This is a genomic window from Streptomyces sp. NPDC018947 (genome assembly GCF_044390505.1).
Classification (GTDB): domain Bacteria; phylum Actinomycetota; class Actinomycetes; order Streptomycetales; family Streptomycetaceae; genus Streptomyces.
The window spans coordinates 18727-42843 of the sequence record NZ_JBIRZD010000010.1; the positions used below are offsets into that span (position 1 = coordinate 18727).

The 24117-nt window shown below is 69.0% G+C and carries 19 protein-coding genes; 12 read left to right on the top strand and 7 right to left on the bottom strand.

Going from position 1 to position 24117, the window contains the following annotated elements:
• Positions 1-102 precede the first annotated feature (102 nt).
• The 7 genes from ACH499_RS19785 to ACH499_RS19815 all read left to right on the top strand — a co-directional run bounded on the left by ACH499_RS19785 (position 103) and on the right by ACH499_RS19815 (position 8283).
• Positions 103-543, top strand: coding sequence for a hypothetical protein (locus tag ACH499_RS19785; RefSeq protein ID WP_399017228.1), 441 nt, complete (start codon positions 103-105; stop codon positions 541-543).
• A 55-nt stretch (positions 544-598) separates the two neighbouring features.
• The gene (locus ACH499_RS19790) at positions 599-2872 is read left to right on the top strand and encodes a hypothetical protein (protein WP_399017230.1); all 2274 of its coding nucleotides are present in this window, start codon (positions 599-601) and stop codon (positions 2870-2872) included.
• 1 nt (position 2873) lies between these two features.
• Positions 2874-3896, top strand: a complete 1023-nt coding sequence (locus ACH499_RS19795) for a hypothetical protein (RefSeq protein ID WP_399017232.1) — start codon at positions 2874-2876, stop codon at positions 3894-3896.
• Positions 3897-3935: 39 nt separating this feature from the next.
• A complete protein-coding gene (locus tag ACH499_RS19800; RefSeq protein WP_399017234.1) occupies positions 3936-4583 on the top strand; it encodes a hypothetical protein in 648 nt (215 codons plus the stop codon).
• A gap of 339 nt (positions 4584-4922) precedes the next feature.
• Entirely contained in the window at positions 4923-5399 is a 477-nt protein-coding gene (locus tag ACH499_RS19805) for a hypothetical protein (protein ID WP_399017236.1), read from the top strand.
• A gap of 17 nt (positions 5400-5416) precedes the next feature.
• Positions 5417-7744 carry a hypothetical protein gene (locus tag ACH499_RS19810; RefSeq protein WP_399017238.1) on the top strand — a complete coding sequence of 776 codons (2328 nt, stop codon included), beginning with the start codon at positions 5417-5419 and terminating at the stop codon, positions 7742-7744.
• On the top strand, positions 7741-8283 hold the full coding sequence (locus ACH499_RS19815; RefSeq protein ID WP_399017240.1) for a hypothetical protein: 543 nt from the start codon (positions 7741-7743) through the stop codon (positions 8281-8283). The genes ACH499_RS19810 and ACH499_RS19815 overlap by 4 nt, the downstream gene beginning before the upstream one ends.
• Before the next feature lie 63 nt (positions 8284-8346).
• Here the strand turns inward: ACH499_RS19815 and ACH499_RS19820 are convergent, their stop codons facing one another.
• The 7 genes from ACH499_RS19820 to eccB all read right to left on the bottom strand — a co-directional run bounded on the left by ACH499_RS19820 (position 8347) and on the right by eccB (position 15591).
• Positions 8347-8649, bottom strand: a complete 303-nt coding sequence (locus ACH499_RS19820) for a WXG100 family type VII secretion target (protein WP_365598397.1) — start codon at positions 8647-8649, stop codon at positions 8347-8349.
• 49 nt (positions 8650-8698) lie between these two features.
• Entirely contained in the window at positions 8699-9040 is a 342-nt protein-coding gene (locus tag ACH499_RS19825; protein ID WP_365598395.1) for a WXG100 family type VII secretion target, read from the bottom strand.
• A 51-nt stretch (positions 9041-9091) separates the two neighbouring features.
• Positions 9092-10288, bottom strand: a complete 1197-nt coding sequence (locus ACH499_RS19830; protein WP_399017243.1) for a S8 family serine peptidase — start codon at positions 10286-10288, stop codon at positions 9092-9094.
• A 103-nt stretch (positions 10289-10391) separates the two neighbouring features.
• On the bottom strand, positions 10392-12131 hold the full coding sequence (locus ACH499_RS19835; protein ID WP_399017245.1) for a hypothetical protein: 1740 nt from the start codon (positions 12129-12131) through the stop codon (positions 10392-10394).
• The gene (locus tag ACH499_RS19840; RefSeq protein WP_399017247.1) at positions 12131-12544 is read right to left on the bottom strand and encodes a hypothetical protein; all 414 of its coding nucleotides are present in this window, start codon (positions 12542-12544) and stop codon (positions 12131-12133) included. Before ACH499_RS19840 ends, ACH499_RS19835 begins: the two co-directional genes overlap by 1 nt.
• A 228-nt stretch (positions 12545-12772) precedes the next feature.
• A complete protein-coding gene (mycP, locus tag ACH499_RS19845) occupies positions 12773-14038 on the bottom strand; it encodes a type VII secretion-associated serine protease mycosin (RefSeq protein ID WP_399017249.1) in 1266 nt (421 codons plus the stop codon).
• A gap of 17 nt (positions 14039-14055) precedes the next feature.
• Complete coding sequence (gene eccB / locus ACH499_RS19850; protein ID WP_399017251.1) at positions 14056-15591, bottom strand: type VII secretion protein EccB; 1536 nt, start codon at positions 15589-15591, stop codon at positions 14056-14058.
• Positions 15592-15809: 218 nt separating this feature from the next.
• Between eccB and eccE the strand changes: the two genes are divergently transcribed.
• The 5 genes from eccE (at position 15810) to ACH499_RS19875 (ending at position 24078) form a co-directional block, all read left to right on the top strand.
• Positions 15810-17126, top strand: a complete 1317-nt coding sequence (gene eccE / locus ACH499_RS19855) for a type VII secretion protein EccE (RefSeq protein ID WP_399017253.1) — start codon at positions 15810-15812, stop codon at positions 17124-17126.
• A 5-nt stretch (positions 17127-17131) separates the two neighbouring features.
• Entirely contained in the window at positions 17132-17917 is a 786-nt protein-coding gene (locus tag ACH499_RS19860; RefSeq protein WP_365598381.1) for a hypothetical protein, read from the top strand.
• A gap of 299 nt (positions 17918-18216) precedes the next feature.
• Positions 18217-21108: an SCO5717 family growth-regulating ATPase gene (locus ACH499_RS19865; protein WP_399017255.1), complete on the top strand. Its 2892-nt coding sequence runs from the start codon at positions 18217-18219 to the stop codon at positions 21106-21108.
• A gap of 130 nt (positions 21109-21238) precedes the next feature.
• Complete coding sequence (locus ACH499_RS19870) at positions 21239-21685, top strand: TIGR03618 family F420-dependent PPOX class oxidoreductase (protein WP_356200902.1); 447 nt, start codon at positions 21239-21241, stop codon at positions 21683-21685.
• A 524-nt stretch (positions 21686-22209) separates the two neighbouring features.
• Positions 22210-24078, top strand: coding sequence for an ABC transporter substrate-binding protein (locus ACH499_RS19875; RefSeq protein ID WP_399017257.1), 1869 nt, complete (start codon positions 22210-22212; stop codon positions 24076-24078).
• Positions 24079-24117: the final 39 nt, after the last annotated feature.

The window sequence follows — 24117 nt, forward strand, 5'->3', positions numbered from 1 at the left end:
GGTCGCCCTCGGGCCCCTTGCGGGCCCATGATCCCTGTACAGCACACGAGTTGTTAGGGTGGCGCGTGCATTCCAAGCACGTCGGACGGGGGCAAGGAAGTCATGGCGGAGTCTGTCGGAGAGCGGTACGGCGGTGGGCCCGGGCCGGTCGGCATGCAACTGAATCAGTACCCGGCCGATCAGGGTGGACCCGGGCCCGTCTTCGGAGGCCAGAAGGACCTCGCGTCGAGTCCGGCGCAGAAGAAGGCCGCCGCCAAGGCCATCGAGGACCATCTCGAGCCGGACACCCGCAAGGCCGGCGACTGGGCCGACGATTCCACGGGCGCCGCCGTCAAGGCCTTCGCGGCCAAGGACGGTGACGGCTGGATCACCTCGGGAGCCCTGAAGAAGGCGCACAAGACCTGGGGTGAGCAGGTCCAGAACCTGATGACGCGCCTGTCCTCCGAGAAGGAGGCCCTGCGCAGCACCAGCATTCTCTTCCGGAACACCGACTTCGGCGTGGGGCAGGGCATGCGCCAGTCGTCGAGCCTCGACGGCTACTGAGCCCACCGGCCGACACGCCATCGATCAGTCACGGTAACGCGCACAACGGGGACCCATGCCGACGTACCACGAGATCATGACAACCGACCTGGCCACCCTGACCACGGCAGCCGATGGCTGGGACGACATGGCCAAGGAGTTCAACAAGCAGGAGAAGGTCTACAAACGGGACGTGCACGGCATATCCCTGGGTCAGACCTGGCTCGGGCTGAGCGCGGACGCGGCAAACCGCCGCTTCGACATCACGCTCAAGGAGTATCAGAACGCCCAGACCGAGGCGAAGGCCATCGCCTCCCTGCTGCGCGACGCGCACACCCAGTTCGTCGACCTGAAGGGAAAGCTCACGTCGGCGCGCCAGGAGGCCATCGAGGCGGGGATGAAGGTGTCGGACAAGGGTGTGGTCTCCTACGACACCGCCGGCATGGACGCGGGCACCCGCAACGCGTACCACCACGATCCCGACTTCCAGGACAGCGTGCGCAAGGCCGTGAGCTCCTGGCAGAGCCGAATAGACCAGCTCGTCAAGAATGTCACGGACGCCGACAAGGGCGTGCAGATAGCCTTCGACGCCGTCGTCGTCGACTCGGACGTCTCCGACGGCACCCTCAACGGCTTCAACGGCCAGGCGCAGGGTGACATCGAGAAGTACGAGGCCGAGAACGCCGAGGACATCGCTACCCGGCTCGCGGACGGCAAGAAGGTCTCGGACGCCGAACTCGCCGAGCTGCAGCGGGCGTTCCGGGACAACTCCGACGACAAGGCGTTCAGCCAGACCCTGCTGAAGGGTCTCGGCACGGACGGCACGATCAAGCTCACCAACGAGCTGAACCAGCTCGCCCACGACGACGACAAGAAGCACAAGGCCCAGTACCTGGAGCTGCAGGGCGGCCTCTCCGACACCGTCGCCGGAGCCACCCAGGTCCCCGGATCGGTCAAGGACGCGCCCCCGGGATCGCAGAAGTTCAAGGACTGGCTCGCCAGCGACGACGGCAGGTTCTACCGGCAGTGGATGGAGAGCCTCGACAAGTCGGGTACCAAGAACTTCGGTTCGAACACCCAGCCGCTCTACGGCTACCAGTCCTTCGTCGGCCTGATGCAGCACGGCGGCACCAAGTACGACGACCAGTTCCTGTACGAGCTGGGCGACGACCTGATAGCGGCCGAGAAGAAGTCCCCCAGCATCTTCATCGAGTGGGGGGCCGGCCACGACGGTGTCCGTGCGGACGCGCTCGACGGACTTCTGGGCGTCATGAGCAAGAACCCCGACGCCGCCACCGCCTTCTTCGACCCCGCGGGGAACGGTTCGGGGTCCGACCACGTGGGCAACGACCATCTGAAGTACCTGCTCCACGAGCGTGAATGGCCCGACCACAAGACGGTCGCCGGCTCGACGATCGTCTCCTTCGACGACCCGCTCAACCGCACGGGGCTGGGCGCGGCGCTGGAGGCGGCGACCACCGGGCGCGAGCCGAACTCCCCCGGTGCGGACTTCGACCGCCACTCCGAGGCGCAGGCCCGTGTGATGCAGGAGACCATCACCCAGCTCGACAAGGACAGCAAGGGGGACGCGATACCCCAGAACCTGAAAGTCCCCCTCGGGCGTGCCCTGGCCGACTACACCATGGACACCCACGCCATCCTCAGCGGCACCGAGTCGAGCAGCCCGCAGGGTCTCGACAGCATCAAGGCGAACGGCGACGAGTCGAGCATCACCAACAGCAAGCACAGTCTGCTGCGCGTGATGCGCGGGGTGTCCGACGCCGCGTACGGCGAAACTCACGACGGCGAACCGGTACTCGTCTACGACATGCTGTACGAGAACCAGAAGCTCTACTCCGCCGAGTACCTGGACACCGCCAGGACCGCGTCGGAAGAACAGCAGAAAAACGTCGTCGGCGACTGGGACAACAAGGCGCGCCACGTCGCCGAGGTCAACGGTGCCATGACCGCCATCGGATCCGACATGATCCTGGACGACCGGGACACCAAGATCGGCACCCTCAACGACCAGATGCGCTACACGTATCACGGTGTCGGCGGCCTGTTCACCCAGATCCCCGTGGTGGGTGACCCCGTCCAGCGCATGATCGACGCGGCCACCTACGAGTACTCCAAGGACGTGACGGCGGCGGCGGAGGATGTCGCCCGGGCCCAGGACAGCGAGACCACATCGGCGGGTATCGGCGGCACGAACTCGCTTCTCGACGCCTGGGGCAAGGTGCACGACATCAGCGGGACCGAGGCGCACGAACACGCCAAGGGCGAGGCCAAGCAGAGTTTCATCACCGGGCGGGAGGACGCGTACTCGGCTCTGCGTACGAGGAAGTGACATGACGAGTGGAAGTCGTCTCGCCCGTCCGGGGCAGAAGATCGCCGCGCCTCTCCTCGCGGCGGTCGTGCTGCTCGCGGCAGGTGCCCATCTGTGGCTGAACACCAACATCTTCGGCCGCGACGAGGTGTGCGGAGGGCTGGTCTCCATGGGGTCGGCGCAGACCGTCCTCGGATCCGGCCGCGTCTCCGACCGCAACGGGCTGGACGACCGGCCGGGCGAACGCCTCGACTTCACCTGCACGGTCGAGAGCACCTCCTTTCTCACCGGATCGGACACCGAGCGCCTGAACATCTCCGTGAGCCGGGAGCGCGGCGACTTCCCCTTCACCGACAACGGACGCTGGCCGAGTCCCGCCAGGATGTCGTTCGTCTCCGGCAAGACCACCGGCGCGGTCGGCGCGGACCACGGCTGGGTCCTGCTGCCCGGCTCCTGTTCGACGGCCGACGGACCGGCCGTCGTCGAGGGGTACGCCCCGCAGGGATCGGACCGGGTGGCACTGATCCGGATCCTCACCGAGGTCGCCGGCAAGGCGGCCGAGCGTGCGTCATGCGCGGCCGAGCGGCCCCTCGTCGCGCCCGACACCGTCCCGGCGCCACCGAAACCGCGCCAGGTCGGCGACGATGCGGTGTGCGGCCTCACGGGCCTGGTGTTCCCCGGGAGGCCCGAGGACCGCGACGCGGCGATGGAGAGGGTCCAGGACGGCACCGGCCCCACGTGGTCGTGCGAGGTCGAGGAGCGCGCCGTCTACAGCGTCACGCGGGAGCCCCGCCTCGTGGCGGGCATCACCGCTTCCCCAGGCTTCTCCGGGCAGCCGCGGGTGGCAGACCGCCAGGTGTCGGGCTTCGACGACCGGCACGTGGTCGCCGACTGCGGAGGCGTCCCGACCTACTTCTCCCTCGAGCTGGGCCAGGAGTACACCTCCGCCGCCGGCGCACCGGGCACTCCCCGCCTCCAGGCCCTGTTCACGAACTTCGTCGATGTCGCCGGCAAACGGTTCGGCTGCTCCGCACAGGCCCCCTGACCCACGACCGATCCGACCGAGACACCGAGGACGCCGCTCATGACACACGTACGAAACCGGCTGACGTTCGCTTCCGCCCTGGCCGCGGCGGCCCTGATCACCGGGTGCCAGAGCGGGAGCGGTGCGGATCCGCTGAGCCTGGGCAGCCTCACCAAGACGGCCGACGCGGTCCCGGACGACGGAACGGACACCTGCCCGCTTCCCTACGACCTGGGCGAGGCGGCGAAGGACGCGGGTGTGGAGGCGGAAGCCGGCCCCGGTTCCGCCGAGGAAGACGGCAAGCCCGCCGCCACCGCGGAGGGCGGCAAGCGTGCCGAGCCCGGGTCGCCCCTCGCCGTCAACCCTGGCGTGCTGATCAGCTGCACCTTCCACATCGGCCGCGACGACGTGCAGGTGCACACCATCGCCACCCGGGAGCAGCACGCGATCTACCCGTTGGCCCCGGTGATCTCGTCGCTGGCCTCCCTGTCCGCCGACGACGTGACCGGCTACGTCAAGAAGGCGGCAGCCGCCGAGGCGGGGAAGGTCGTCACCACCGACAACGGCAGCGTCGCCTCCCTGCGCCTGAAGCTCGACGGAGAGGGAGACGCCGCGCTCCTGGTCGGCTCCGCGGACGGCGAGTCCGCACCCCTGACTCCTGAGCAACTGAGCGAGGTGACCCGGACGCTGGCGGAGCAGGTTCAGTAGATCCAGAGGTCCGCCGTCAGCACGGCGGCGGGCGGATCACCCTTCGGTGGATCAACCGAGTCACCTGGGACGTCGCGACTCATGGCGGGACCCCGGCGCCGCGCCAAGCCAGTAATGCCGGGACACCCTGCCCAAACCGGCCCTGTGCCGAGAGCATCGTTGCCATCGTCGCGGTGCCGAGAGAGGCCAGGGCGCCGCGGGGGGCGCGCGTCTTCCGCTACGTTCGGTGCCAGCGTGGTCACTGCTGAGGCCGGTGTGTTCACGGTCCTTGCCGGGGGCCCGCGCGGGAGGCAACCGCTACGAGCACGGCGGAGCGACGGCGACGAGGGAGCGACGCCCATGGCATGGGACGAATGGGAACTGCTGAAGGCCCGGGCTGCCGCTCGGCACCCGGCACACACCCGGTTGAACCAGGCTCCGGCGCAAGGAGGCGGTTCCGGCCGCAAGCCGGACCTGGTGGCTCGGCAGGACGACCTCGGTGCCGTGGGACATGACGCCTTCGTCCTGCACGGCGACCTCGTGGAGAAGGTGGACATCGCGGGGGCCGGCATGGACTCCGGCCATGCCGGCTCCACGCACCGGGCGGCATCGGCGCTGTCCAAGTCCAATTTCACGATGGGCAGCGAGCTCATGACGACCCTCACGGTCTGGGAGAGCCAGGTGAAGGCGGTGCGTCAGGCCTGCGCCCACATCTCGAACCACCTGGACTTCAGCAAGAAACTGCATGCCGACGACGATGCGCGGATCGCCGCGGAGATCACCCGGCGTGACGGGTCCGAAATGCCCGTCTCCGAGCTCGGCAAGTACCTCAAGTAGCGCGGGGGAACCCAGGCATGTCCATCACCTACCGCGACCTGATGCAGGTCGGCCTCGACTCCTTGGGCACCGCGGTCTCGGACTGGAAGAAGGCCGTCGACAACCTGAAGCAGCTCGAGACCGATGCGCGGGACGGCCTCAAGAAGAAGTCCGACAAGGCGCGCTGGGAGGGGGTGAACGCAGGCGTCACCCGCCAGTTCGTGGACAGGACGGCCAAGGAGTTCGCCGACCTCCAGGCGGAGGCCGGCAGCATTCACCAGGTCCTCGACGATGCCCACCGCGAACTCGTGGCGTTGCAGAAGAGCGTCCGCTCACTCACGAAGGAGGCCTCGGACAAGGGGTACACCGTTCGGGACAACGGTGACGGCACCGTGAGCGTGGACGTCCACGTCAGCCCCGGGGAGACATCCGAATCCGACAAGGCGAAAGAGGACCGGCAGCACTACGCCGACACCATCTCGGGGAAGATCGCACACGCCGACGACATCGACGCGTCGGCCAGGCTGGCGCTCTCCCGCGCCCACGGCAACGACCTGTACAACGCCGGTCACGCGACATACGGCTCGCTCAACGACGCCCAGGTCGAACGGGCCCTGGAACTCGCCGAGAAGCGCGAGGACATGACCGACCGCGAGCTCGCCGAACTCAACAGGCTGCTCCGCCACAACGGTCGGGAGAAGGACGGGGAGTTCGCGACCGAGTTCTTCGAGGGGCTGGGCGGACCGCGGCAGACACTGGAGTTCTACGGTGCCATGTCGATCGACGGCACCGGCACTGACGCCTCCAAGACCCGGCTGGCCGGAGTACAGGACCTGCAGAGATTCATGGGCCACGCCTTGGCCAACGCCACCGACCCCTACACCCCGCAGAGTGTCAGGGGCGATCGCCAGCATCTGCCGTCGTGGTGGGGCGCGGAGTTCCGCAAACTCGGTACCCAGGAGATCGAGTGGGACCGCGGGATGATGAACAAACCCCTCGGGTACCAAGTACTGGGCGGTCTGCTCCGCTACGGGAACTACGACCCCGCCTTCCTGACACCCATCGCGGAGCACGTCACTCAGCTGCACCAGGACGATCCGCACCGCTTCATGGCGAACAAACCGTCCGGCAGCGACGACCGTTTCGGATTCAACCCGTCCGGGAGACTGGGCAGCGGGAACGACCCGCTGAACAGTGTGCTCGAGGCCCTCGGACACAGTCCTGAAGCGGCGGAGCAGTTCTTCACTCAGGCGCCCACGGCGTACAACGAGGACGGCACGATCACATCGGGGGTGAAGACGGACTTCACGTCCTACCTCGATCTCTTCACCGACAAGGACTTCGAGTGGGCGATCGACACGAACAGCGGCAATGTCCTCGCGGACGAGGACAAGCTGACGAATGCCCGCACCTTCGGTCCGGACGCGCTCGGCCACGCCCTGGAGGCCGCTACGACGGGCCGACCGTATGACAGCGACACGGTCGATCCGTCGATCCGGCACAGTGACGCCCAGGCGAAGCTGGTCAACGACATCGTGGCCAGGTTCGCCGAGCATCCCGAGCTATTGACGCACAACATGAACGGGGACCTGGAGGACGAGAAGACCGGTCCCCTCTACGCCCTGCGGGACAGCCTGGGCAACATCTCCGCGGATTACATCGGGGACTTCCAGCGGTCGATGTACGGCGAGAGTTCCGACAGCAAGCTCTTCCCGACCAACGGCACGCCAGCGGAACTCGGTTACGGGGACGCGCAGAAGTTCCTGGGCCTGGTCGGGCAGGACCCGGACGCGTACAGCGCCATCACCGCCGCTCAGCAGGCCTACACCGCGAACGTCGTCCAGGACTTCCTGGCGGCTGAGGGGAAGGATCTCACCCCCGAGGACGCCGCGCGCGTCGGTGACCTGGTCGCGCCGGGTGCCGCCATCGCGGGAGTCATGAGCAACTCGCGGGCCGACGCGATCTACGACTATCACACGGCTTCGAACACGGAGTACAACGAGGCGGTGGCGGACAACGCCAAGTGGGTCAACCGCATCGTGGGCCTCGGGACAGGATCCATCCCGGCCCCGTTCTCCGCCGCGGGGGAACCGGTCAACTGGCTGGCGGAGGATGTCACGGAGAGCGTGGTCAAGAGTGTGGAGAAGGACACGACGGATGAGGCTGAACTCAACGCGGGTAAAGAATACTCAGACGGCAGGGCAGCGGCTGTGGACGCGTCGGAAGCCGCCGTCACCACCTACTTTGCCCATCACAGAGGAATCGACGCGGAGACGAGGGATGCCATCACTCGAGCAGTTCGCACTCAAGCAGGCGTAAGCCATTCCGACGGCGCACAATGGAACTCGTCGGGAGACGGCACATGAGACGCAGTTCGCATGAGCACCAGAAGCGTGCCGCCCTTCCGGCGATACTCATAGCCGTCGTGGTCACACTGGCTGCCACTGCGTGTGACTCTCCGGACCGCTCGTTCAGCACTCCAGACAACATTTGCGGAATCCCTGCCGCCGAGGACGTGCTGAGCTCACTTCTGGACGACGGTAATGAACTTGAGCAGAGTACGGGATATTTCAGTCTGCCGGATGGACAGCTCTGCCACATGTATGTGGACGGGAACGACTCCGTCGTCAGCGAGGCACAATGGCATGAGCGTGGTTACGAACTCCGGGACCTCTTCCAGGGCAAGAGGATTGAGGGCCTCCGGTACATCAAGGAAGGGCAGTACGCCTCTTGGGTTCGCGGGGTGGCAACCATCATCTCGTGCCCCGGAGTGAGCAAGAAGGGGGACGTTGTGTCCGTTGAAGTCAGAGATATCAATTGGAGCAAGGAGTCGCGAGCACTCTTGGAACGACTCATCCCTTCCTACTTCGATGCTTACAAGGACAAGCTCGGCTGCAGAGGCTGACAGGCATGAAACAGGGTGGACACCTCCCGCGCGTGTCCACCCTGTCCGTCTTCGCTGAGCGCCCTACATGAAGTAGCTGGCACCCTTCAGGTCGCCACCGCGGTAGTCACCGCCCGCGAGACCGACCCGCTGACCGATGCTGACCAGGGCCTGGTGGATGCCGGACGCGTGGCGGTCCCACTCCTTGGTCTTCTTGGTGAACTCCTCGTACGCCTCACCGCCCCAGCCCGCGGCCGCGTCGAGCACGGCCTTCTTGAGGGCCTCGAGGTCCTCCTCGAGCTTCTTGGCCTGGTCACCGAGTTCGGTGGCGAGCGCGTCCATCGTGCCGTAGGTGACGGCGAGCTCGTCGTAGTGGACTCCGGACATGTCTTCCTCGTTTCGTTGAAAGCCGGCAGGTCGTCTTCGGACGCTCGCGTCAGTAGCTGCTGAGGGCCGAGGTCTTTCCACCGAGGTCGTCCACCGAGATCTTGGTGACGTCGGCCTCGATCTGGTCCTCGAGCTTCTGCTTGTCGGTCTTGTTGAGCTGGATGCCCTCGAGGAACTCGTCGAGCATCCGGCCGATCGAGGCCATGTGCCCGTTGATCTCCGTCTGCTTCTTGTCGAAGGCGATGGCGCCCTGACCCGTCCAGTGCTTCTCGATCATGTCGATCGTCCCCTGGAGGCGGGCGAGAGACTGCCTGATCGAGTCGTACCGGTCGATGACGTTCGTCTGGAGCTTCTGTACCTGGGCCTCGTAAAGCTTGCGGCCGTCAGCCATTTCGGCGGTCCCTTCGTGAGTGCTGGTGGGTCGTTGGTGGTGGGGCTGTCTTCAGGCGCCTCGTCGTGAGCGGACCACCGCGAAGGCGCCGCCCCCGATCACGAGCACCGCCGCCGCGGCTCCGAGTGCCACCCAGAGGGTGGTGTTGCCGGAGTCGTCCGCTTCGGAGGCAACGGGTTGGGCCTCGCTGCCCGACGTGTCCTTCGAGGGCTGCGGCGACGCTGTCGGGGAAGGCGCCACAGGCTTTCCTGATTCGTCCAGGACGCCGGTGACGTTTTCCTTGGCGAGGGGATCGGTGTCCGGTGCCCCGGGCTTGAAGTTCTCGTTCTCCAGTACCTTGCGAGGGCGGACCAGACCGTAACCGAGATAAATACTCGGGTCGTCCCTGGCCCAGTCACGGCCGGCGGTGTCGATGAGGCTGCCGAGTACTTGATTGGCCGTCCAGTCGGGGTGAGCGGACCAGACCAAGGCCGCGGACGCGGAGGTGATAGCAGTGGCGGCGCTTGTTCCCCTCTGATTACAGTAGGCGCTGAAGCTGGCGTCACACCAGCCAGGAATGTTCAATCCCGGAGCTGCCAGATCGACGTAATTTCCGTGCTCCGAGAACTTCCCAACTTTCCTGTCAGCGTCTACGGCGGCAACGCCGACTACGTAAGGATATGCGGCGGGGTAACCGATAAGGTTCTTCTTTTCGGCCTCGTTGCCCGTCGCGGCAAACATCAACTTGCCTTTGGACTGGGCGTACTTGACAGCTTCAAGTGCTTCAGAGCTTTCGGCATCCACACCGAAGGACATACTCAAGATCTGCACATCGCTGTCAGCGACAGCCCTGATCACGTCTGCTACCTCGGGAGCCTTCTCCGCCTCAGCGTCCTTCAGGCCTTGCGTCGCGATCCGATAGGGAACGATCTTTGCATTCGGAGCCAGGCCTTTGAGGCCACCACCAGCACCAGTGCCGGCAATCAGTTCTGCCATCGTCGTTCCGTGGCCCGCATAGTCCTCGGTCGCCTTGTAACCGAGAGCGCCGGGCACTTCGTCAGTGACGACCTGCCCCTTGAGCGAAGGGGTATTGGGGTTGACTCCTGTGTCGATCACAGCAATCTTCACCCCTTCTCCGGTGCTCACCTTCCACATTTCGTCAGTCTTCATCGACGACAGGTACCACTGCTGCGCTTGGGCATCGGCGGCCGAAGCGCTCGGAGCCAGACCCACCGATGTGACAGCTAGGGCACCAAGCGCTGAAACCACGGCCGGAAACCGTCTCCTGTTTCGGCCCATAGGAGGTGTCGTGCGCCGAGTGGCTCGTCTGAAACCTGACAACATGCTTGTGCCTGTCCTCGCTTCGGTCCGGTCAGTCGGTTGTGGCCGGGTTACCACGTCGCTCGTCGCGGCGTGGTTGACGCTTGTCCGACCCCTGGCTACTTGCCCCACCACGTGGGACCGCAGCAGGCCCGGGGGTGGCTCCGCTGGTGCCCGTATTCGGCGCTCCGATGACCCCATTCGGGCCGGCAGTGAGGCGGCGGGCGGCTCCCCGACCTGCTTCTGACGCCGGAGGAGCGCCGATCACGCCGCGCTGGACAGGCTTTTGCCCAGCCGGACGGGGCGCAGAGGCGCCCTCCCCGCCGATGACCGTGCCACGAGGCAACTTGGAGCCCTTGCCGACGGGCACCGCGCCGGTGGCCGGACGGCCTCCGACGACTCCATTGGCGGCGCGACCTGTGCCGCTACCACTGCGACTGGCAGGGGCAGGTTGCATAGGGCCGACGGGACCGCGGGTACCGCCCGCCTGCCCCGGCACCGATCCCGTGGGCTTCGGCATGCCACCGACGACACCACGCCCCATGGGACCCGTTCCACGGGCAGCCGCCTGCCCCGGAGGGGCCGTCCGTGGGACCTGTCCCAGAGGACCTGTCCCGCGGCTTGCCGCCGGACCGGGCGTGGTGGACCGTGGAACCTGTCCCAGAGGACCCGTACCAGTACGTGGTGCCGGATTGGTGCCTGGAAGACCTCCTACTCGTCCCTGCGTCGACGGGGGGATCTTGTTCGCAAGCCCACCGCCCGGTCCCGTGGTGCGCCCGGCCCTCCCACGCAAGGAAGGGGGAGCCGTGCCGGGCACCATGGGCGGGACGGGACCAGTAGTCGGAACAGTGGGGCCAGTCGTCGTCGGTGGCGTGGCGTTGATCGGCTTTGCGACATCCTGCTGCGGCAAGGTACCGACGCTGTCGATCTGCGTACCGACTCGCGGGTCCGGAGGCGTGAGGAGATCAGCCGGCTGCTTGGCAGACGGCAGGTCACCGACGCTCTGCGACCGTGTGACAGACTCATGCGTCGACTGCCGGGGCGCCACGGTCGGTTCCTGAACACTCCGGAGGGGAGAGGCCTCCATTCCCGGGCCCGCCTCCGATGTGACGCCTTGCTTTGGTGCCGGCACTCCCACGTCCGGCATCTTCGGGAACACCGGTTCCTCGGCATTGCCCATCATCCCCGCCGACACCGTGTAGAACGACGCCAAGCGGTACATCTGGTTGATGGCCTCCTGGCGGTCCTTCTCCGCCTTGACCGCCGCCATGTACTCGTCGTTGGACTCGACCTTGTCCGCCTTGTCGAAATCCTTCGGCGGCTTGGGGTCGGCGCGGTTGTCGCGATGGGGCATGGACTTCTTGACCATGGCGAGGCCCGAGCCGGCGGCCAGGACCTGGGTGCCGATGGTGTCGGCGTAGCCGGCGACGCCCTCAGCCGTCTTGATCAGGCTGTCACCCCAGTCGGTGAAGGCCTTCCGGGCCTCGCCCTTCCAGTCGATGTCCCCGAGGTTGCCCTTGAGCTCGTCCGCCGCCTTCTTGATGGCGTCCCGGGCGTCGACGAGGGCGGTGCCGGCGGTTTCCAGGAGCTCCGGGTTGGCGGACTCGACGATGTCGATGATCTGGTTGAGGCCGTAGTTCTCGAAGTTCGTGGAGCCGAAGTGGATGCCCCTGGACGGGCCGAAGGGCACGAGCTTGGTCATCGTCATGACCGCGTCGAGCGCACCGATCTGCGCCTGAGCGTCCTGCTGCTCCTCCGGGTGCGTCCCCGGCTTGTTCTTGTCCCCGCTCATCAGAACTCCGCGTTGGTCTTGTCAGCGCGGTTGCCTCGCGCGTCGCGCAGCATTTCTTCCCGGGTCTCGTTGACCTCGGTCCGGATCTGGTGGAACCGAAGGCGCTGCTCCTCCTCGAGGTTGTCGAAGGTGACGTCCACCCCGTGCACGGCGATCTGCATGGCCTCCAGTTGGAGACCCAGTGACTTGGAGAGTGCGGTGATCCGCTCGTGGACGCGCTCGTACTCGAGGTGGAGCTGCTTGCCCTCGGGGAAGGCGCCGCTGCCGAAGGCGGACTCCGGCAGGCTGTGGGACCCGACCTTGGCCGCCCCGCCCGCCGACTCCTCGAAGGTCTTGAGCAGGTCGTCCACCCGCTTCTTGAACGTCGACAGCGCCATCACGCCGCGACGTACGTCCGCGGCTCCACCACCCATTTCCGCAGCAACCACTGTGCCAACCCTCCCCGTTCTCCCCGTGTCACGGTGGGCTCACCTCTGGAGCGATCACCACCGCCACAGTCCCACTCTAGTAACTGACACCGACAGCCCCAACTGCCTTGTGCAACAGGCGTGCTGCAACTGGGGCGCAGTCTTGCCATCTTCACTCGAAGGACACAATTCTCACCAGTCGCTGACGCCCCGCCGGAAGCCGGCCTGCGCTCCTCACGTCGTGGGGCCGTCGTGGCGGCTGCCCCTGGTCCGGGCCCGTCGGCCGGCGTCGCGGATCGCCACCGCCGCTCCGCCGAAACCCATCACGAGGACCACAGCGCCGACCGCGACGTAGGTCGCCAGGCGGGCGTTCCGCTCGTCGGCCGTTTCGCCGAGAGGTAGTTCGGCCGCGACCGGCGCCTCGGCCCTGGACAGACCCTCCTGGGGGCGAGGCGACTCGACGGGCTGGTCGTCCTCCGTCAGGGCGCGGACCGGGTCCACCACTCCCCAGCCGACGAGGCGGTCGTGACCGGCGATGGTGCGTTCCGCGGTCTGCTCGATCTGGGCGACGATCTGGCGACCGCTCCAGTCGCCGTGCTTGGCCTTGAGGAGTGCGGCTATGCCCGCGACGTAGGGGGCGGAGAAGCTCGTGCCGTTGTCCAGGCAGTGGCCGCCGCGGGGCACGGTGGAGATCATGTCGACGCCGGGGGCCGCCACGTCGACGAAGTCGCCGGACTGGGAGAAGGACGCACGTTCGTTGTTGCGGTCGGACGCCGCGACGGCGAGGACGCCCTCGTAGGAGGCGGGGTAGGTCTTCTTGATGTTGCCGCCGAGCCCGTCGTTGCCCGCGGAGGCGACGACGACGATCTCCTTGGCCAGGGCTTCCTTGACGGCCGCTTCCAGTTCCGGGTCCGGTTCGGCCGCGCCCGCGGTGTCCTGGGAGATGTTGATGACGTCCGCCCCGGCCTTGACGGCGTAGCGGATCGACTCGGCGAGGGTGTCGGTGTCGCCGTGCCCCTCCGCGTCGTTCTGCTGGATCGGGATGATCGTCGCCTCGGGGGCGAGGCCCACGAAGCCCGTCTTGCCGTCGGGCCGGGCGGCGATGATGCCGGCGACCTTGGTGCCGTGGCCGACGGTGTCGGTGGTGCCGCTCTCGTTGCCCCGCTCGACGGGGTCGCCGTTCTCGTCCTTGAGGTTCTTGGGCAGGAAGTTGCGGCCGCTCTTGACGTCCACCGCCTTCTTCAGCTGCGAGTTCTGCACGTCGACGCCGGTGTCGATGACGGCGACACGTACGCCCTTGCCCTTGGACTGGCTCCAGAGGGCGTCGAGCTGGACGCGCTGGAGGGACCAGGGGCGGCCCGGGTAGACGGCGTTGGGGTACTCGCACTGGTCGGTGAAGGGCTCCTCCGCGGCCGCGGTGGGTGCGAAGGCCAGGTGTCCGGCCATCAGCATGGTCGTGGCGGCGGCCGCCGGAAGGAGGCGCAGGCGCATGGGTCGCATGGTGGTGGCCTCCTCCGTCACGAGCCCTGCGGCTGGCGTGCCGCGGCCGTGGACAGGCGGGGGCCCGTGGGGAGGAATGCGGACCAGGCGGCGGGAATCGGCGCGGGGTCCACGTCGGCGTAGCCCAGGCGTGTCTGTGCCTGCTGGGCCTCCTGCTCCAACTGCTTCTTCTCCTCGGCCGACATGCCGATGCCCGCGTCGTCGGTGGCGCTGTCCGCGTTGGACTGCAGGACGTAGCGGAGGCCGGTGTCGGTGACCAGGAAGACGGGGCCCGCCTTGGTCTCGGTGCCCTTGAACTGGCGGTAGAGCTGGCCGGAGCCCGGCGTAACGTAGGCGCTGGAGGAACCGGTGGGGAGGTCTGCCGGGAAGTCGTTGCCCGCCCAGGTGCTGAGGGTGGTGGCGCCCTCGCCGCCGACGCCGCGCAGGACGTTGCAGACCGTGTTGCGGCTGCCCTTGGCGTCCGACGCCTCGTTGACCGCCTGGGGGGTGCCACTGGGCCACGTGTACTCGGTGCCGAAGGGCTTGCCCGGGACGATCGCTCCGGGGCTCATCTCCAGGGCTTGGCCGGCCTGCCCGACCTGGGCCAGATCCTTGCTGAACAGCAGGAGTTGGGCGACGAAGGCGGAGACCGGTGCGACGCGTCCGGGCAGTACGACGTAGTACTGCTCCTTGTTGTTGTCGAACGCCTTGAGCACGGTGCCGACCTTGTCGGCCGACGCGCCGAGCTGTCCGGGGGCGTTCGCGGGGGCGCCCGGAGTGCCCTCGATCTTCGGGAAGGTGATCGGATCGCCCTGGTGGAGAGTGGCCAGCCACTCCTGGGAGACACGCTGAGGCTTGCGCCCCGAGCCGACGACGGTGCGCAGCAGCAGCTCGAGGTCGGACCCGGCGTCCTTCTCGTCGACCTGGTAGGCCGTGCCGCCCGCGTCCACGATGAAGCGCCGGCCGTCGGGGTCCACGATGTAGAGGAGTTCGCCGCCGGACAGCTTCTGCTTGCCCTCGGTCAGTTTCTTCTCCCGGTCGGCGAGGACCAGTGCGGCCTTCTGGATGGCCCGGCCGCCCGCGCTCGGGCGTTCGCACACGACCCACCGCTTCGCGGCACCCGCCTCCTTGGTGGAGGGCAGACGGTCCGGGGCGTAGGGGATGCCGATGGTGACGCCGTGCCTGATCTTGCCGCTGTCGAGGAGCGACTCGCTGACCGTGACGACGTCGCCCTTGTTGGGGGCGAGGAGCAGCTTCGCCGACGCCATGTTGAGCACCGGGTGGAGCTGTACCTCGTCACCGGTCTTCAGAACGACGTACCGGGTGGTCGACTTGCTGGCGATGATCACCTTCTCGTTCGGGGTGTCCCAGCCCTTGGGTGCGGTGGGCTTGAACATGCCCCAGGCGCCGAAGACGGCCATGACGATCACGCCGATGACGAGTCCGGGCACGACACCCCGCAGAGGACGCGGGGCCCCCTCCTCCGAGCCCTGCGGGAACGACTGGACGAAAGCCGCGAGCAAGCGGCGCTTCGCGAAGGTGTAGGCGTTGAGCTGATCCCGCCGAGATGCCATTGGTGCGTTTCTCTCCCCGTGTCCCGCCCGTACTCGCCCGAGTTCCGCCCGGCCTGCGCCCAGGGATCCTCGTCCCCGCCCGCCGGTGTCAGACGCCGCCCCTACTATGCCTGGTGTGAGGAGCAACGTGTGGAGCGGGTAGGGTGCGTGGGCCCTGCGGGGCTGCGCACGATGGTGCGTTTTTCAGGGAGTTGTGAGCGAATTGGGGGGATGGAGTGATGGCTTCCGGGACGCGCACCTCGGGTCGTGACCGGACCCGGACACGCGGCTCCGTCCAGCCAGGGCCCCGAGGCGCACGACAGCCGTCCGCGCGAGGCGGCCTCCATCTCAAGGTGCGTTCGGGCCGGCCGGGGTCGTTCCGGCTGCAACGTATCGTGCTGCTGGAGCTCGCGGCCGCTCTCCTCGTCACGGGATGGGCGATCGGCACCCTGGCACTGGTGCCCGCGGCCGTCGTGGCGGCCGTCCTCGTCCTGCTGGCCTTCGTACGCCGCAGGGGCCGCTCCCTGCCGGAGTGGCTGGCCACGGCCCGGTCCCTGCGTGCCCGGCAGAAGCGCGCCGCGGATCTGGTGATACCGGCGGGCACCGAGCCGGCTCTGGCCCCGGCCGTGGAGTGCGATCCGAGCCTGCGCACACAGGCCTACGGCGGCCGGGAGCGGCGGCCCGTGGGCATCGTCGGGGACGGCACGTTCGTCACCGCCGTGGTGCAGGTGGAGGCCGACGCCACCGCACTGCGCGCCGAGCGGAGTCGGCGGCCCCTCCCGCTGGCGCTGGTGCGGGACGCTCTCGAAGTGGACGGGATCCGCCTGGAGTCGGCGCAGATCGTGCTGCACACGCAGCCCGCGCCCGCGCTGCACCTGCCGCGTCAGTCGGTGGCCGTCAGCAATTACGTGCCGCTGCAGGAGCAGACCGGGGCTCCGGCGGTACGGATCACCTGGATCGCGCTGAAGTTCGCCCCGGAACTGTGTCCCGAGGCCGTCGCGGCCCGGGGCGGGGGCCTGCTCGGTGCGCAGAAGTGCGTCGTGCGTGTCGCCGACCATCTCGCCAGCCGGCTGACCGGTGCCGGGTTCCGTGCCACGGTCCTCGACGAGGAGGAGCTGACGTCGGCGATCGCCACATCGGCCTGCGCCAACCCGCTGGTGACGGCCGAAGCGGGAAGGGCGACCCGGCACGAACGGCGCACGGAGGAGTCCAACCGGAGCTGGCGCTGCGACAACCGGCGGCACACCACGTACTGGATCCGCAAGTGGCCCGAGCTCGGCGGCGACCGCGGAACGTCGCTGCCCCAGTTCGTCGCGCGGGTCACCGCGGTTCCCGCGCTCGCCACGACGGTCAGTCTCACCCTGTCGCGCGCGGACCGGCAGGAGATGTCCCTGCGGGGCCATCTGCGGGTCACCGGGCGCAGCGCCGAGGAACTGACGGAGGCGCGGCGCGCGCTGGAGACCTCCGCGCGGGAGGCGGGCGCCGCGCTCACGCGGCTCGACCGCGAGCAACTGCCCGGCGTACTCGCCACTCTGCCCCTCGGAGGTGTCCGGTGACCGCCATGACGACAGGGACCGCCGACGGGCCGGACGTGCACGGCGCGCCGGGAGGTGCCCAGCCGCCGGCCGCGCGGCGGGGACGCGATCTGCTGCATGCCGGCTTCGGCCTGCTCGGTCCGCGCCACGGGCGCCACACCCTGTCCGCGGAGGAGATGGACACACTGTCGCTGCCCATCGGGGACGACGGTGTGGTCATCGGGGTGGACGCCGAGGGGCAGTCCGCGGTGCTCGGGCTGAACCGGCCGACGCCGTACGAGGTGGTGCTCATCGGAGGCCTGTGGACGGCCCAGGTGTTCGCGCTGCGGGCCGCCGCGACCGGTGCGAGGGTGGCCGTGGAGACCGGGCGGGCGCAGGCATGGGCGCAGATGGTCCATGCCATGGGCGGTGGTCAGAACGGACTCGCGGTCTACGACGTGGGCCGGGTGCCGCCGTTGGGGGCTTCGGCCGGCACGCCGGTGCTGGTGGTGCGGGACTGCGGCATGCGGCCACCGCGCGGCCGTGTGGTCTCCGGTCCCTGGAAGTCGGTGCTGACGCTCCTGCCCTATCTCAGCCCCGTCGCGCCGCGACTCGTCCGGCAGGCGCGCCTCGTGGGGGTGCAGCGGATCTCACCGGCCGAGGCAGGGGAGCTGGGCCGCGCGATGGCCTTGCCGAGGGGTGACGTGGACGCGCTGCCGACCCTCGCCGACGGTGTCACCCTGTGGTGTTCCGACCGGGACCGGCAGTACGTGATGACGCAGCCGACCGATGCCGAGATCGGCCTTCTGGGTACGCCGCGACGGATGGACTGAGCGGGACGCGTTGACCGGATCACCCGATTGTGGCGGGTACGGGCGTGAAAGTGCTTCACTTTTGGGCGTTTTGCGGCTTCGGGCGCCGAGGTGGGCAGGGGCATGGGACCTGACGGCGTCGGGTCACTCGTGATTAGGCTGGTCTCGGGCGCGACGTGAGGACCTGTGGTGCGGGCGTCGGTGTTCCGGGGGGAGAGCCGGTGGATCGGACGACCTCGAACGGCGTCGGACAACTGCGGATGACAAGCAAGGGTCGCCCCAGCACGGCATGAGGGTGCTCGACCACACCAGGAGGAATTGTGAGCAGCGATCGGGACGGGAACCGCGGGGGCTGGGCGACACCCGGCGATGACCAGCCCGACGCGGAGTCCGCAATCGAGACGACGGGCGAGTTCACCATCGACTACGCGCCGCCCGCCTGGTACACGCAGAACGCCTCCGGTGACACCGGGCAGGGCGCCGGTTCGACGGGGGCCGTTCCTCCCGCTCCCTCTCCTCAGCCTCAGGCTCCCGCGGCGCCCTTCACGCCGCCGCCTCCGCCGATGACGTCTTCGCCGTACGCTCCGCCCGCTCCCTCCACCCCTCCGGCCGCCGGCGTGCCCGATCTGCCGGTGGGGAGCGGCTTCGAGCCCCAGCAGCCTCCGGCGTTGGCGGAGCCCCGTCCCGAGGCGGAGCCGGAGCCGGAGCAGCCGTCGGTGCCCTCGGAGCCGCGCGTCGAGCCCGAGAGCGACAACGGCGACCTCGACAGCGGGGCCACCATGCGGTTCTCCGCCGTCGCCCTGAAGCGGGAGATCGCGGAGCTCGCCGCTGCCGCCGACCAGGCGCGGCAGGCCCAAGTACCGCAGGGGCAGCCGGAGTCCGCTGCCGACGAGTCCGCGGGCTCTGCCGGGGAGGAGCGCGACGCCGACGCGCCCTCCTCCAACCAGGCCGAATCCGACGGCGCTGTTGGTGCCGACCTCGCTGCCGACACCGGCGCCGCTGATGACGCCGACGCCACTGCCGACGCCTCGGCCGAGAGCGGCGGCGCGGACGGCGGCGCCGTCGAGCCCGAGGGCGGCGGAGGCGACGAGGAGCCGGCATCCGACGAAGCCCCCTCCGCCGATGCCCCCCAGGCCACCGCCGGCGTCGAGCCGGCACCCGGCCCCGAGCCCGGCCCGGTGGCCGACGCGCCTCAGGACATCCCCTCCGCCGACGCGCCCCCCGCCGTCCACGGCGCCGTGCCGCCGTTGCCTCCGTCGTACCCTCCTGCCGCCCCCGCGCCCGCGAGTCAGTGGCCCGCGGAGCCGCAGCCGGCGCCCGGTGTGCCGGGACAGCCGGGCGTTCCGGCGCAGCAGCCGCCGTTCCAGCCGCAGGCTCCGCAGCCGGCGCCCGCCGCGTGGGCCGCGCAGGCCGGTTCACCGGTGGCACCGGATCAGGCCGCCGCCCAGGCCGGTTACGGCTTCCCGCCGCAGGGGGCCACTCCCCCGGTCGCGCCCCAGGCGGCGGGACCGCAGCCGGGTGGCGCTCCCGCCGCCGGATACGGCTTCCCCCAGCCCCACGCCGCGCAGCCCCAGCCCCAGCCCCAGCCCCAGCCCCAGCCCCAGCCCAACCCCACTGCCCCACAGGGGGGTTACGGGTTCCCCCAGTCGCCCGGCCCGCAGCCGCAGCAGGGCGGCTACGGCTTCACCCAGCCTCCCGCCCCCCAGGGACAGCCGGCCCCCGGTGTGCCGCACCAGGCGCAGCCGCAGGCGTACCCCGGCCAGATGCCGCAGCCTCAGCCGCCGCACGCCGCGCAGCCCGATGCGCAGCACCAGCAGCAGCAGCCGTCCCACCAGGCGCAGGGACAGCCCCAGCAGCCGGCCGATCCCCGTCTCGGGGCCGCCTGGCCCCAGCCCATCCAGCACGACCAGCGCCAGCCCACCAACCCGGGTGCCGCACCGCTGGGTTACACCGCTGCCGTGGAGCTGTCGTCGGACCGGCTGCTCAACAACAGGAAGCAGAAGGCGAAGAGCAGCCGCCCCGCGGCCGGCGGTTCGCGGTTCAAGCTGGGCGGCAAGAAGGAAGAGGCCGAGCGGCAGCGGAAGTTGGAGCTGATCCGCACCCCGGTGCTCTCCTGCTACCGCATCGCCGTCATCAGCCTGAAGGGCGGTGTCGGCAAGACCACCACGACCACCGCGCTGGGCTCCACGCTCGCCACCGAGCGGCAGGACAAGATCCTCGCCATCGACGCCAACCCGGACGCCGGTACGCTCGGCCGCCGGGTGCGCCGCGAGACCGGGGCCACCATCCGCGACCTGGTCCAGGCGATCCCGTACCTCAACTCGTACATGGACATCCGGCGGTTCACGTCCCAGGCCCCGTCCGGTCTGGAGATCATCGCCAACGACGTCGACCCGGCCGTGTCCACGACGTTCAACGACGAGGACTACCGGCGCGCCATCGACGTCCTGGGCCGGCAGTACCCGATCATCCTGACCGACTCGGGCACCGGTCTGCTCTACAGCGCCATGCGCGGTGTGCTCGACCTCGCCGACCAGCTCATCATCATCTCGACGCCGTCCGTGGACGGTGCGAGCAGTGCGAGCACGACGCTGGACTGGCTGTCCGCGCACGGGTACGCCGACCTCGTCTCCCGGTCCATCACCGTGATCTCGGGTGTCCGCGAGACCGGAAAGATGATCAAGGTCGAGGACATCGTCAGCCACTTCCAGACGCGGTGCCGGGGCGTCGTCGTCGTGCCCTTCGACGAGCACCTGGCGGCCGGTGCCGAGGTCGACCTCGACATGATGCGGCCCAAGGTGCGCGAGGCGTACTTCAACCTCGCGGCGATGGTCGCCGAGGACTTCGTCCGCCACCAGCAGTCGCACGGCCTGTGGACGTCCGACGGCAACCCGCCGCCGGTGGCCGCCCCGCCCATGCCGGGCCACCCGTACCAGGGCCAGCCGATGCCGGGCCAGCCCGTTCCGGGGCAGGGCGCGCCCGGCGGGCAGCCCTATCCGGGGCAGCCCGGTCAGCCCTATCCCGGCCAGTCGGGCCAGTCTCACCCCGCGCAGCCGGGCCAGCCGTACCCGGGCCCGCCGGACGGCGCCGGACAGTACGCCCCCCAGCCGGGACAGCCCCCGCAGCCGTACGGACAGCCCCCGCAGCAGCCGGGACACCCGTACCCGCAGCAGCCGCAGCCCGCGCAGGGCCAGACCCCTCCCCAGCAGTAGGCAGGCATCCCCGGGCCCGCGCCGTCCCCGGACGGCGCGGGCCTTCGCGCGGTCGCGTACGGAATGGTGCGGCTGAGCCGTCCTCATGATGCGGGGAAGGTCCGCCGGACAGGGTGGGTAGCCTCCCCGGATGACCGCGACCTTCGATCCAGCCGTCCGCGCCCGGCTCCAGGCTCCCCACATCTGGTACGTCGGCACCGTGTTCGCCGACGGAGCCCCGCAGGTCAGCCCGATGTGGGTGGATCTGGAGGGAGAGGGAGAACTGTCCTTCAACACCTCGGTGGGGCGGGTGAAGGAGGAGAACCTGCGCCGTGACCCCCGCGTCTACCTGTCGCACGCGGACGCCGCCGACCCCTTCGACCGGGTGCAGATCAGCGGTGTGGTGGCCCGGTTCGTCGAGGGCGAGGAGGCGCACGAGCGGATGGACCGGCTGGCCCGGAAGTATCTGGGCAGCGAGCGGTTCGAGTGGCTCATGCCCGGGGAGCGGCGGGTCGCGGTGATCGTGCGTCCGGTCAAGGTCCGGCACATCGTCGGGGTGGAGCGGTTCCGGCCCGGAGGCCCCGTTCCCGCCGCCTGAACGCAGTACGTCCGGCCCATTGCCGGTGTTCGGCGGTTTCACCCCTACGGCGCGATGAGGATCCCGCCGCCGGGGAGGACACGTCCCGCCACGGCCCGTGCCGCCCGACGGCACGGGCCGTGGCGCGTTTCGGCGATCACCCGTCCTCGCGGAGCCGACGACGGCGGTGACGGCGCCCCGGTCGCAGTTCACGACCGCGTTTTCCCTCCACGTGAGGGCGCACCGGCAACACCGTCGGTGTCCCGCCGCCGCCCTCTCACCAGCGAGGCGTCACAGGTCTCCACCAATGTGGACGACAGCCCGGTGTGCTCCCCGTTTTCGCAGGCCACATGGGGTTTGACGCACCGTTGACGCGCGCAGACTGCCGCTGATAGACACTCACTTCATTCCGTCGGCGCCAAACGATCAAGTCCCGTACAAGGCACCTCCCAGCTCGTTCACGTCTGTTCGCATCTGTTCAAGCCCGCCCCCGCGTGGAACGCCCAGCGTGCGTCCCGCGCGAGCGATGACGCGAGGTCAGAACCATGAACACACAGGATCAGCACGGCAGAGGACGTTTCGGATCCCGCCTGAAGAGGATGCGGCTGCCGGCCGTCGCGGGCGCCACCGCCCTCCTCCTCGCGTCCGCTCTCGCCGCCCCCTCGGCCTCGGCCGGGCCGCGCAGCGACGGGGGCGAGCAGGACGGCAAGGTGCTCACCGTCGCCGTCGCGCAGAGCGTCGACTCGCTCAGCCCGTTCCTCGCGGTCCGCCTGGTCAGCACGAGCATCCTCAGGCTGACCTACGAGTACCTGACCACGTACGACCCCAAGGACAACCACGTCTCCCCGGGGCTCGCCACCGAGTGGAAGTCCTCCCCGGACAAGCTGACCTGGACGTACACGATCCGCTCCGACTCCACGTGGTCGGACGGCCGGAAGGTCACCGCCGGGGACGCGGCGTGGACGTTCAACAAGATGATGACCGACGACGGCGCCGCCACCGCCAACGGAAGCTTCGTCACCAACTTCGAGAAGGTCACCGCGCCCAGCCCCACCCAGCTCGTGATCAAGCTGAAGAAGCCGCAGTCCACGATGACGGCCCTCGACGTGCCGATCGTGCCGCAGCACGTCTGGGAGAAGGTGGGGGACTTCTCCGAGTTCAACAACGACAAGGCGTTCCCCCTCGTCGGCAACGGGCCGTTCGTCCTCACCGACTACAAGCCGGACAGCTATGTGCGGCTGAAGGCGAACGAGGACTTCTGGCGGGGCGCGCCGAAGTTCGACGAGCTCGTCTTCCGGTACTACAAGGACCAGGACGCCGCCGTCGCCGCTCTGCGCAAGGGCGAGGTGTCCTTCGTCGCCGGGTCCCCGTCGCTGACGCCGGCCCAGGCCGACTCGCTCAAGGGCGAGAAGAACATCCGGGTCAACGACGCGCCGGGCCGCCGCTTCTACGCCCTCGCCACCAACCCGGGGGCGCAGGCCAAGGACGGCACGAAGTTCGGTGACGGCCATCCGTCGCTGCTGGACCAGCGGGTGCGCCACGCGCTGTTCATGGCCGTGGACCGCAAGGCGATCGTCGACAGGGTCTTCCAGGGCCACGCCGTCCAGGGCCAGGGCTACATACCGCCGCGCTTCTCCTCGTACTTCTGGAAGCCCTCGGCGGGCCAGGAGCTGGCGTACGACCCCCAGGCGGCGGGCCGGCTGCTGGACGAGGCGGGCTACCGGAAGAACGCCGACGGCAAGCGCGTCGGCAAGGACGGCAAGCCGCTCGACTACCGCATCCTGTGCCACGCCACCGACCCCAACGACAAGGCGGTCGGCAAGTACCTCCAGGAGTGGTGGGGCGAACTCGGCATCGGCGCCACCCTCAACTGCCTCGACAACGTGACCGACCCCTGGCTCGCCGGCGAGTACGACCTCGCCTTCGACGGCTGGTCGGTCAATCCCGACCCCGACTTCGTGCTGTCCATCCACACCTGCGACGCCCGACCGCAGACGCCCAAGGACACCGGGGCCACGGACAACTTCATCTGCGACAGGACGTACGACGAGCTGTACGCCCAGCAGCTCGCCGAGTACGACCCGGACAAGCGGGCGGAGCTCGTCAAGCAGATGCAGTCGCGGCTGTACGACCTCGGGTACATGAACGTGATGGCCTACCCGAACGCCGTCGAGGCCTACCGCACGGACCAGATCGCGTCGATCACCACCATGCCGTCCGACGCGGGCAACATCTACGGCCAGGACGGCTACTGGAGCTGGTGGTCCGCGGTCCCGGCCGACTCCGGTGACTCCTCGGGCGGTTCCTCGTCGACCGGCGTCGTGATCGGGGTGGTCGCGGGCGTCGTCGTCCTCGCCGGCCTCGGGGCGCTGTTCGCGGTGCGCCGCCGGGCCACGGCGGAAGAACGTGAGTAGGCGGGCCGCGGGCCGCGCGTGCGGGGTCGTCCCCACCCT